Annotated in this window: 4 protein-coding genes; all 4 read right to left on the minus strand. The window is 34.4% G+C overall.

What is annotated here, in order from left to right:
• Window positions 1-710 (minus strand): hypothetical protein (locus tag F6K13_RS25435; RefSeq protein ID WP_287288770.1); only part of this gene is annotated, 710 nt, incomplete at its 3' end.
• A gap of 946 nt (window positions 711-1,656) precedes the next feature.
• Complete coding sequence (locus tag F6K13_RS25440; RefSeq protein ID WP_124143189.1) at window positions 1,657-2,400, minus strand: hypothetical protein; 744 nt, start codon at window positions 2,398-2,400, stop codon at window positions 1,657-1,659.
• A gap of 281 nt (window positions 2,401-2,681) precedes the next feature.
• Window positions 2,682-2,831 (minus strand): hypothetical protein, encoded by a 150-nt coding sequence (locus F6K13_RS25445; protein WP_161564320.1) that lies wholly within the window; start codon window positions 2,829-2,831, stop codon window positions 2,682-2,684.
• A 147-nt stretch (window positions 2,832-2,978) separates the two neighbouring features.
• Window positions 2,979-3,107 (minus strand): hypothetical protein, encoded by a 129-nt coding sequence (locus F6K13_RS25450; protein WP_287288772.1) that lies wholly within the window; start codon window positions 3,105-3,107, stop codon window positions 2,979-2,981.
• Between the last annotated feature and the right edge of the window lie 52 nt (window positions 3,108-3,159).

Below are 3,159 nucleotides of genomic sequence, written 5' to 3' on the forward strand. Positions count from 1 at the left end.
TGTTTGTTTGCAGGAGAAGTAAAAACAATTGATATTCGTCTGCAACGAGAGTCCATGCACTTTGACCGTAAATTTTGTTGAGGAATACGTTTTTGTAAAATACTGGTTGTTCTTGGTAACTGCACTTTAAATATGTCTAATTCTGGGTCAAGACGACCAGGCCAAATTTCTCCTCTTTCACATTTACTCATTGCTATAGCTAGACGTAAATCTTGGGAGCGGTCGCGCTCATCAATTAAATTAATAAATTTCTCCATCACATTACTATAAAATATGTCGCTTCCTGGCTCCCATTTATGGAGTAAAATTAGACAACCGACATTATCTTTGATTAGACATTCATCGAGAAATTCTTGATGTAAAGGATTAAAAATACCTGTTTGTAATTCATTAAAAATTTCTCCTGGATAATCTCGTACTACTAGATTAATTTCTTCTGGTTTTTGTTGCCACCAACGCTTGATTTCTATGTGAAAAGAATACAAAGGTAAATCATAGAAACTTTTGATTTTTATTCCATCAATAATAGTGGGTTCTAAAGAAGCACCATTGAGAATAATTGTTTCAGCTTTATTAGCTAAATTTTGAGCATCATTAGTAATGGCTGTAATTTGAAAATTTGGGTGAGTTTTTTCCGGCCAATAAGCTAATCCTGCTAGATAAGTAGTCTTTCCCGCACCCGTAGGTCCAATAATACAAATATTCCCCATTTTTTTGATTAAATCTGTGTTTACTATGTAAGCATTTCCTGCGGAATGCTGCGCAAACAGCTCTCAGTAGTCAGCACTTCCCTACGGGATGCTACGCAAACAGCAAATAATGAATAATTCCTTCTAAGGTTGAAGGAGCGTACCTTGGCAGTAATATCAAGTCTCATTAATTAGCCATAATAAATTAGCTATCTTTAGTCATCTTTAGATGACTTCTGCTTTGATCCTAGAAATTTATTTCTTGGCGGATAACATGGCTCGCTAACCTCGCCAAGGATTTCAATCCTTGGCTAATAGTTTAAGTCATCTTAAGATGACTCTTGAGGAGTATGCCATCTTTTTATATTGTGGTTAATCAGTGCAACTTGATATAACTTTTAATTCTCTCTCAATTTTTCAATTGCTTTTACCGATAAATTGTGGTCTAAAGCCTCTCCTTTAAAGGAGAAACAAGAAAAATTTTTCATGATTAGTCAATCCTCTTCTTTTCAAAGAGAGGTAATTGTTAATTATTAATTATTAGACTTGTCGCTTTATAACTTAAAAAAAACCAAAAACCTTGTTCTGTAAGAATTGTAGCTATTGAAAGGCAAAAATGCTTAGAATTATTGCTCTGTCTAGGTTAGAGTGATTTTTTCCCTTTATTTAGCGACAACTCTATTAATTATTAATTGTTGAATTCCTCCTCTCATCAATAGCTAATAGCTGATGGCTGTTTGCGCAGCATTCCGCAGGAAATACTTACTTTACTATTGATTAATTTAACTTGCTTGTTTGACAAAAGGAAATATCTAACTCAATGACAAAACTTTCACTCTTACCTTCTTGCTTTTTCCTTCTTCCTTATTTTTAGAACGGGAGTAAGATGCTCCCACTAGCTATACCATTATAATTCACAACTACCCTTGTTGCCTTCTTCCCTCTTCCCTCTTCCTTATTGCTTCTTTTAAACTAAATAACTAGCTAAATAAATCCAAGGTAATTCTAATAAACTACGGTGATAAATACTGGTAATAAAACACCGAACAGATAAACCATAACGACTGCTATTTATTTGTTCTAACTGTTGTTTTAGTGGTAAAAAATAACTATTAACTACATAATTATGCCGTTGCAGCCAATTCATAGTATAACCATGAGGTAAATAAGCCAATTTAGAAATTTCTTGCTCAAGATTACAATCAATTAAATCAGCTTTATTCATGCATATTACAATACGTCGAGCTTGAGGACAATCATAAATAAAAAAGTCTGTCCAACGATTAAATCTATTACACCATTGTTGCTGAGTAATATAATTTTCCTGGTTAATATGAGGCTGTAAAATTTCTCTATAGGGAGGAACAATTAAAAAAATTCCTTCACTTTTACCCATTGTTTCTTTAAAATCTTGCCATTCATTAATATGCTCAGATTGCCATGACCTACGAAATAATTCCCCAGGAGAATCTATCCAATCTACAGAAATTTTGCTTATACCAGTAGAAAGTCTAACTTTCACATCCAAAGAACGCTTTTCAATACTTTGAGTAGGTTTAGAAGTGCCATCTAAATTAAGTAAATTTGCCTGGAGATTTTGATAATTTTGATTGACCAAAGAAACCTGGACATAATTTCCTTGGGGATTGGCCAATTCTAATGCTAAGTGAGTTTTCCCGACGGCGCGATCGCCTATATAAACTACTCCCATTTTAGAGTTAATACCAATTTGATAAATATTTGCTACAAATAACTAGGTTATTTCTTAGAAGTCAGGAGTCAGGGGTCAGAATGAATAGCTTTGATACTATTTGTTAGGTCATAATTTATCTTTTTAGTCTAAGGGACATTGCCTGTATATGTCTTTTAACTGCCCTGATTATTCAAACACATTCTTTTTCCAAAGGTGTTAATCTCTTCTGCTTACAAATAAAATATATTAGTAGCAAATATTTCCAACAATTTGGGATTAATTTATAAAGATTTAAGTTGCTATTCTGAAGCCGAAGAATATCTGATTAAATCCATAGCGATCGCTACCCCCATCTTACCGAAGACTTCCACAAACTCCGCGACTTGGGCGAACAAATAATCCACCTCGCCTTTTCCACCACTCAAATCCAAGATTTCACCACTTACCAACAACAATTAGCACAATTGCAAACCGAACATAACAAAAGGAGTCCTATTTGCTCAGGACGTAGCCGGACTTGACCTCTGGGCAAATGAAATTACTGTCCTGCTTCGTTGGCAAAGAGCGCAGTAATAATGTTTGTATCTAGAAGGTATTTACCACTCATTTTGTTCACAACCTTGTTTAATTGCTTCGTCCATAGTTTGAAGGTCTTCAGGAGAAATTGAGCCAGCAAAAGGTAATAATTGTGTTCCTGAAATACCTCTAACTTGAGTTTTTAGCAATTTCCGAGCCAATTCAAGTACTTAGTATTGCAAGTGCTTGAATTGGCTCGGA

The organism is Okeania sp. SIO2B9 (assembly GCF_010672505.1).
GTDB classification, from domain to species: Bacteria; Cyanobacteriota; Cyanobacteriia; order Cyanobacteriales; family Microcoleaceae; genus Okeania; species Okeania hirsuta.